General features: G+C 41.9%; 7 protein-coding genes and 5 tRNA genes. 2 read left to right on the top strand and 10 right to left on the bottom strand.

Features of this window, described 5'->3' with window-relative positions; translation table 11 throughout:
• Positions 1-209 precede the first annotated feature (209 nt).
• The 9 genes from Q0779_RS09655 to Q0779_RS09615 form a co-directional block, all read right to left on the bottom strand.
• A tRNA-Met gene (locus Q0779_RS09655) sits at positions 210-286 on the bottom strand.
• Between the two features lie 32 nt (positions 287-318).
• Positions 319-393: transfer RNA gene (locus Q0779_RS09650), tRNA-Gln, on the bottom strand.
• A 30-nt stretch (positions 394-423) separates the two neighbouring features.
• Positions 424-498, bottom strand: a tRNA-Gln gene (locus tag Q0779_RS09645).
• Positions 499-556: 58 nt separating this feature from the next.
• Positions 557-641, bottom strand: a tRNA-Leu gene (locus Q0779_RS09640).
• Between the two features lie 156 nt (positions 642-797).
• Positions 798-874 (bottom strand) — tRNA-Met (locus Q0779_RS09635).
• Positions 865-1,026: a hypothetical protein gene (locus Q0779_RS09630; protein WP_298772038.1), complete on the bottom strand. Its 162-nt coding sequence runs from the start codon at positions 1,024-1,026 to the stop codon at positions 865-867. The genes Q0779_RS09635 and Q0779_RS09630 overlap by 10 nt, the downstream gene beginning before the upstream one ends.
• Before the next feature lie 189 nt (positions 1,027-1,215).
• Positions 1,216-2,307 carry a redox-regulated ATPase YchF gene (gene ychF / locus Q0779_RS09625; RefSeq protein ID WP_298772044.1) on the bottom strand — a complete coding sequence of 364 codons (1,092 nt, stop codon included), beginning with the start codon at positions 2,305-2,307 and terminating at the stop codon, positions 1,216-1,218.
• Between the two features lie 65 nt (positions 2,308-2,372).
• Positions 2,373-2,957, bottom strand: coding sequence for an aminoacyl-tRNA hydrolase (pth, locus tag Q0779_RS09620; protein ID WP_298772036.1), 585 nt, complete (start codon positions 2,955-2,957; stop codon positions 2,373-2,375).
• A gap of 290 nt (positions 2,958-3,247) precedes the next feature.
• Entirely contained in the window at positions 3,248-4,528 is a 1,281-nt protein-coding gene (locus Q0779_RS09615) for an FAD-dependent oxidoreductase (protein WP_298772034.1), read from the bottom strand.
• Between the two features lie 444 nt (positions 4,529-4,972).
• On the opposite strand from Q0779_RS09615, the gene Q0779_RS09610 reads away from it, so the two are divergent.
• A complete protein-coding gene (locus Q0779_RS09610; protein WP_298772032.1) occupies positions 4,973-5,698 on the top strand; it encodes an SDR family NAD(P)-dependent oxidoreductase in 726 nt (241 codons plus the stop codon).
• A gap of 104 nt (positions 5,699-5,802) precedes the next feature.
• Complete coding sequence (locus Q0779_RS09605) at positions 5,803-6,687, top strand: amidohydrolase (RefSeq protein WP_298772030.1); 885 nt, start codon at positions 5,803-5,805, stop codon at positions 6,685-6,687.
• 18 nt (positions 6,688-6,705) lie between these two features.
• Here Q0779_RS09605 and Q0779_RS09600 read toward each other — a convergent pair whose 3' ends face one another.
• Positions 6,706-7,881, bottom strand: a complete 1,176-nt coding sequence (locus Q0779_RS09600; RefSeq protein ID WP_298772028.1) for a mandelate racemase/muconate lactonizing enzyme family protein — start codon at positions 7,879-7,881, stop codon at positions 6,706-6,708.
• Positions 7,882-7,921: the final 40 nt, after the last annotated feature.

The following is a 7,921-nucleotide window of genomic DNA, read 5'->3' as shown; positions in this document are numbered from 1 at the left end:
ATCAACTTTTAACTAGCTACAATTAAAAATAGATGATAGCCATAACAGTCGGGACTTGATATTCAAGGCGCTGTTATCAATGTTTTACATCAACTTTTAACTAGCTACAATTAAAAATAGATGATAGCCATAACAGTCGGGACTTGATATTCAAGGCGCTGTTATTAGTGTTTTACATCAACGTCTAACTGACTACAGTTAGAAATAGATGGTAGCAATGGCGGGACTTGAACCTGCGACCCCAGCATTATGAGTGCTGTGCTCTAACCAGCTGAGCTACATTGCCACAATTCTTTATTATAGTTTCACTATAAAGAATGGCTGGGATACCAGGATTCGAACCTGGGAATGCCGAGATCAAAACCCGGTGCCTTACCGCTTGGCGATATCCCAAAATTTTATTCATTGTTTAAAGTAAAGGAGTGGCTGGGATACCAGGATTCGAACCTGGGAATGCCGAGATCAAAACCCGGTGCCTTACCGCTTGGCGATATCCCAATCTAACTTCCTACTTTAAACATCATTACCGGCCTAAGCCCATAACGTTTAAATTAAATGGTACGGGAGGAGAGACTTGAACTCTCACACCTTGCGGCACCAGAACCTAAATCTGGCGTGTCTACCAATTCCACCACTCCCGCACAACGCCTCTTTTTTATCTAGGCAGATGTTTTACATCCACTTTTAACTGACTACAGTTAAAAGAAGATGGTAGCCATAACAGTCGGGACTTGATATTCAAGGCGCTGCTATTGATGTTTTACATCAACTTCTAACTGACTACAGTTAAAAGGAGATGGTAGCAATGGCGGGACTTGAACCTGCGACCCCAGCATTATGAGTGCTGTGCTCTAACCAGCTGAGCTACATTGCCAACGTTTTGTTAATCGCTATCAGCGAGGAACGGGGCGTATTATGCTTATTCAAGGTATCAAGGTCAACCGCTTTTTTTAGCAATTCACATGAAAAAGCACTGCTTGGCGATAACTTCACCAAAATGACTAACACTTCTTCAATTACTGTCATAAATAAAGCCATTTAATTGATTTTCAAGCCTGAGGTCAATAACTTCTTCAACACCAAGCAGCAATCCATGTTGCTTTGACTCAACTTAGACACACAATAAACAAGACTTCTTCTCTGTCATCACTGAAAAATCAATGCTCAATGATGACAGCACTGCCAACAAATACACCTTATCTCATCTTTTATCGCTTAGACATTAAATAAGAAATGCATCACATCGCCATCTTTGACGATATAGTTCTTGCCTTCTACACGTAATTTACCCGCTTCTTTAGCGCCTGCTTCACCTTTATAAGTGATAAAGTCATCATAAGCCATCACTTGTGCACGAATAAATCCGCGTTCAAAATCGGTATGAATAACACCAGCCGCTTGCGGAGCAGTTGCACCAACGGCCACCGTCCACGCACGCACTTCTTTAACCCCTGCGGTAAAGTAAGTTTGCAAGGTTAATAATTCATAACCACTGCGAATAACGCGATCAAGACCAGGCTCTTCTAAGCCCAAATCAGCCATAAACTCCTCACGATCTTCAGCGTCCATCTCAGCAAGCTCTGACTCGATGGCAGCACACACTGGCACTACAACCGCATTTTCTTTTGCTGCAATTTCACGAACGGCATCTAAATGGGGGTTATTTTCAAAACCATCTTCAGAAACATTGGCAATATACATTGTCGGCTTAAGGGTTAAAAAGTTTAGATAAGCAACAGCTTCTAACTCTTCCTTAGCTAAGTCCAATGAACGCAACATATGGCCTTCATCTAATATTGGACGCATTTTTTCAAGCACTGTCACTTCAAACTTAGCGTCTTTATCACCACCTTTGGCTCTTTTTTGCTGACGGGTAATGGCACGTTCACAAGAATCTAAATCCGCTAATGCTAATTCGGTATTGATCACTTCGATATCGCTTGCTGGAGAGACTTGATTCGCTACATGCACGATATTGTCATCTTCAAAACAACGCACCACATGACCTATGGCATCAGTTTCACGAATATTGGCAAGAAACTTATTACCTAAACCTTCGCCTTTTGACGCGCCAGCGACTAAGCCTGCAATATCAACAAATTCCATTGTCGTTGGGATAACACGCTCAGGACTCACAATCGCAGCTAAAGCGTCTAAACGCAGATCCGGCACTGGTACCACACCCGTATTGGGCTCAATCGTACAAAATGGGAAATTTGAAGCTTCAATACCCGCCTTAGTTAACGCATTAAAAAGAGTTGATTTACCTACATTTGGCAGGCCAACGATACCGCATTTAAAACCCATATTTTTACCTTTATCTTTTCGACGACTCGAGACCGGATCTAACATCAATCACGGCAACGATTAAATTATGCTTTAAAAGAATGCAACCTGTGCATTGCTTTACTCATATCTTGATTAAATAACACTTGTGTTGACCGCACAGCTTCATCTATCACTGCATCAATCAAACCTTGATCAGTCGGTGACGCTTTGCTCAAGACATAGTTGCTCACCAGATTTCTATCACCTGGATGCCCAATACCAATACGTAACCGATAAAAACCTTTATCATTTGCCATTTTTGCAATGATATCTTTCAAGCCATTATGACCACCATGACCGCCACCCAATTTAAACTTAGCGACGCCTGGCGGCATATCCAGCTCATCATGCGCCACGAGTATTTCTTCTGGTTTAATACGAAAAAAATTGGCTAACGCCCCCACGGATTTACCGCTTAAATTCATAAAGGTTGTTGGGATCAACAAACGCACCGCTTTACCTTCAAATTGCGCCTTTGCTGTTAATCCAAAATACTTACTGTCAGGAACTAAGTTTACCCCACATAATCGTGCCAGCTCTTCTATATACCAAGCCCCAGCATTATGCCGCGTTCGTTCATACTGGGCACCAGGATTGGCAAGACCCACAATCAATTTTATATCGCTCATGTTTTCCAATCTTTATTATCTATTGTCACTGCATTATGTAGTGGATCAATGAGGCCATAAGCATCACTAAAATATAAAAGTCGAGTATTTTAGCATCCAAATACCCCGTCAACAAATGGCCACTTATACTGACTTAAAAACCCATGGCATACTTGAGTACATTACGCTTAATCGGCCCCTCAACGTCGCTCAAGATTAGTCAATTTAAGCATGCCATTACGTATTCATTTAATCGGCAATAGCTCATTACTGAAGCTGGCGTAAAACACATCCATCACAGACATACCGACTTAAAAACCCATGGCATACTTGAGTACATTACGCTTAATCGGCCCCTCAACATTGGCCAATTTAAGCATACCATTACGGATAAGTTTTAGTGGCAATAGATCATTACTGAAGCTGGCATAAAAAACATCCATCGCCGACATCATCAATTGGTTATCCCGATATCGACTAGACTGATAATGGGTCAGCATAATGTTATCCCACCAGCTATCTGCGACAGACATTCTTTGCTTAACTGATTCAATAAGAGCAGCCACATCCTTAAAACCTAAATTGACTCCCTGACCAGCAAGAGGGTTAATGGTATGAGCAGCATCACCTAAAATCACCACATTATCAATAAAATAGCTCTGAGCATGGCGACGAGTTAAACTGAAAAAACCTTTATCTAGCACCTCAAAATCTGCTGCTAATCGACTGGGAAATTGCGCCCGAATTTGTGTGGCTAACGCCTTATTATTTAATTGTGATAATTGCTTTATTTTTTGCGCATCATCATACCAAACGAGTGAGGCATGATTATCAGGTAGTGGTAATAAAGAGCGAGGCCCTTTGGGCGTAAATTGTTGCCAAGTCACTGGCGGTTCTGCTTTCGCCGTTCTAATATTAATTAACATGGCCGATTGAGCGTAGTCCCAACCACTTACACCAATATTGGCCCATTGACGCACAAACGAATTCGCACCATCAGCACCCACTAATAATGGCGCCGTCAAAGTACGCCCATCTTCTAAAGTCACTTGTACAGCAGAAGACAAAGGCGCCTTTTGCCCAGGTGAAAGCACCGACACTTGATAAGGCCGAATGTGACGTGACAATGCTTTTACTTTAACAGGGCAATAAAGATGCACATTATCCAATGTTTGCATTTGCTCCCACAAAGCCAATTGAATCAAACGGTTTTCAACAATATAACCTAAATGGGTTTCACCAATTTGTTCACTGTGAAAGCGGGTAATAAAACCCTCTAGCTCCCAAGTTTCAAGCCCTTGAAACCTTTGCATGCGTGCTTGATGCAGAAAATCCATCGCACCTAACCCTCGAAGCAACTTTTCAGATTGAGCACTTATCGCAGACACGCGTAAATCCAAAGGCTGTGAAGGCTCATAAGCTTGCGGCTGCACCCTTTCCAGTACAGCAACATTGAGACCCAGCTGGGCTAGCCCTACCGCACTGGCGGCACCGACCATGCCCCCACCGATAATCACCACATCATGTTGAATATCAATTCCTTGCACTTGGCTCACTTGACGCGCCCTCACCTTTATCTGTTCATGTCTCATGGCTGATCACTAGCCTGTTGAAAAGAAGTGTTTTCAACAGGACTCAAAGTAGCGATCATCATCAAACTTTTAATGGTAAGCATCTTACCACAGACAGGCATGCAGCGCTTGAGACATAGCGCATATCTTTCAGAAGCACAGAAGAAAAATAAACGCGAATAAATTTGATAAAGGATAAAACGGGAGGCCATGAATATGCGAAATTTTCTGACTCATATCTTCATTGATTTATGCACATTAATAGGCATTTCAAGCTGTATTGATAACCATGAGTAAGAGCGTCACTTACAAACCCTATCGCTTTGCTCACAACGTTAAATCCGCACTATTGATGAGAGGAAAGTAAAACGCAGAATTAAAATCGACTTAAAGAAAATTAAGTGTACTAAATAACGCTCATCCCTTTACACTAATGTCATTATCAACACATCACCAGAGCCAAAAATGAAAAAAACGTGCATTGTTACAGGCGGAAGTTCGGGAATAGGATTGAGTGTCGTGAAACTCTTTTTAGAGAATGACTATCAGGTGTTTAACCTTGATTTACAACCCAGTGATCTTGGGCAATTTCGTCAATGCGACATCACCAACCTTGAGCAAGTCACCCAAATCATTAATCACATTGCTCAAAATTATAATATTGATGTGCTGGTATCAAACGCAGGCATCCACTTTTCTGCAACGATAGAAAACACCAGTGAAGCGGAACTAGACAAGGTTTTTAGTATTAATGTAAAAGGCGCTTATGCCGCCATGAAAGCCGTGCTCCCGAATATGAAAGCCAACCAACAAGGCGCTATTATATTAATCTCTTCAGAACAAGCCTTAGTTGGAAAACCTAACTCTTTTGCTTATAGTTTAACGAAATCAGCACTGGCCTCAATGGCAAAAACCACCGCTCTTGATTACGCCTCATTTAATATTCGTGCCAATGCCGTGTGCCCAGGGACAATTGAAACCCCTTTATATCACGACGCTATTGATAACTACTGCCGCCGTTCTGGGGCAAATAAAGCAGACATACATAAAGAAGAAGCCGCTCTTCAACCTTTAGGGCGCTTAGGTCAACCCGAAGAAGTCGCAGAGCTAGTTCTCTTTTTAGCATCAGATAAAGCAAAATTTATTACGGGCAGTTTACAAGTTATCGATGGTGGCTACACCACGCAATAACAAAACCACCTAGTTAAAGGCATAAATAACAAACAATTTGAATGATATTTCATCAGAGCGAATAATCAAGTAATATCAAGTAAACTCATTTTTGCGCTGATGAAATGAACAAAATCATTGATCCACATTTACATTTTTTTGATCGAACTCGAGGGCATTATCAATGGTTAAAAGAAGGCTATCCCCCTTTTTGGCCAGATAAAGCCAAAATTCGCCATGACTTTCATGAAAACGCACTCACGCTCAAGCAAAAAAGCACGCTCGCAGGATTTGTCCATATCGAAGCAGGATTTGATAATACACGCCCCTGGCGAGAAATTGCATGGCTAGAATCGAGTTGCAGTCTTCCCTTTAAAGCGGTTGCTGGCATAGATTTAACCCTGAATGAAAATGACTTTGTTCTTCAGTTAACACAGCTGCGCCAATATCATTGCGTTATCGGTTGTCGGCATATTTTAGATGATCAAGCCTATAAGATCCTCAGCCAAAAACAGGTGCAGAATAATTTAGCTCACCTTGCAAACAATCACTTAAGCTTTGACTTACAAATGTCACTTAGCGATAAACCTGCTGTTAATCTATTCATCCAAATACTCCAAACTCTTCCTTCATTAAAGGTCATTATCAATCATGCAGGCTGGCCACCCATCACCTCCACAGAAACACACACGCAAACACAGGAATCAACTTGGCAACAATGGCAAAGCAGCCTTGAAGCACTCAGTGCATTTAAACATTGCGCGATTAAATGTTCAGGTTGGGAAATGGTAGACAGACAATATAAAAACCAATGGCAATTCGATATCATCACTCAATGCATTCAATCGTTTGGGGTTAAACGGGTGATGTTAGCCAGTAACTTCCCTTTAGTACTATTCACACAAAAGTATCATGAATTATGGGAACACTATCTCACACTGAATTTACCCAAAGCACAAATAGCGGCATTAACGTGTACTAATGCCGCTCACTGGTATAAATTCAACTAAGGTACTGAATAATAGGGATTATTTAACCGTGACGTTAGGCGAGCGCTTCACTACTTCATCATTGAGCTCAATTCCGATACCGGGTACTTCCGTCACTTTAAAAATCCCCTTTTCAGGCTGAGGATCTTGTAAACACAGCTCTCGGTTCCAATCTTTAATCGCGTAAGTATGGTGCTCATGAATTAAAAAGTTAGGAATAGCGGTTTCTAAATGTAACGATGCAGCTGTTGCAACTGGCCCACCACACACATGAGCTTGAATACGAATATCATAAACATCGGCATAATCACAGACTTTCTTTGCTTCAGTAAAGCCACCACATAGCCCCACATCAGGTTGCAATACATCAATACTTTGATCTTCAAAATACGAACGTACATCCCATCTGTGGTATAAGCGCTCCCCGCCTGCAATAGGAACATTGACATTTTCAGCCACTTTTTTATGCACAGCTGAGTTTAAATAATTAACGGGTTCTTCATACATCATGCAACCCACTTCCTCGATGACTTTACCCATTTGGATAGCAGAAGCTGCCCCCATCAAAGAATGCGACTCAAAGATAATATCGACATCTTCTCCCACAGCATCACGAATTGCACGTAATCGATTACCAAACAAGCGCATTTGAGGCTGAGTAAATAATTTGGTGCGGTCAAAAGAGGAGCTGCCGTCGTGATTATACACAATGGGATCCACTTTAACGGCATCATAGCCTTCTGCAACGGCTTTGAGCGCCGCTTGCGCGTATTCTTCTGGTTCAATGAGCTTACTGATTGTGGTATCCCAATCAAATTGTAACTGACTGGCATAAGTACGCAGCTCTTCATTCACCTTTCCCCCCAGTAATTGATACACAGGTACACCCAATGCCTTTCCTTTTATATCCCAAAGTGCAGTATCAATAGCACTCATCGCAGAATACAGCACAGGCCCCCCCCCTAGCCCCCAAAAACTTTCTCGAAGCATGCGAGACCATAGCTGTTCTGTATTAAAAGGGTTAAAGCCTATTAAAACGGCTTCAGCAATTTCCTTAATCATTGCCGCTGCAGCACTATGACCCCAATCATAAGCCAGACCAGCCTCACCCACACCACTGATCCCTTCATCGGTATGCACACGGACAAAAACAGGGTTCCAAGCGGGGCGTTTAGGACATTCGATATCAAAAATTTCTACATGAGTGACTTTCATAGGGTTCTCTCAAAGGTATAGTTAATGGTAAACATGATTT

The organism is uncultured Shewanella sp. (assembly GCF_947491715.1).
Taxonomy (GTDB): domain Bacteria; phylum Pseudomonadota; class Gammaproteobacteria; order Enterobacterales; family Shewanellaceae; genus Shewanella.
The sequence above is the reverse complement of the archived record's forward strand: the minus strand, read 5'-3'. Positions and strand labels throughout refer to the sequence as shown.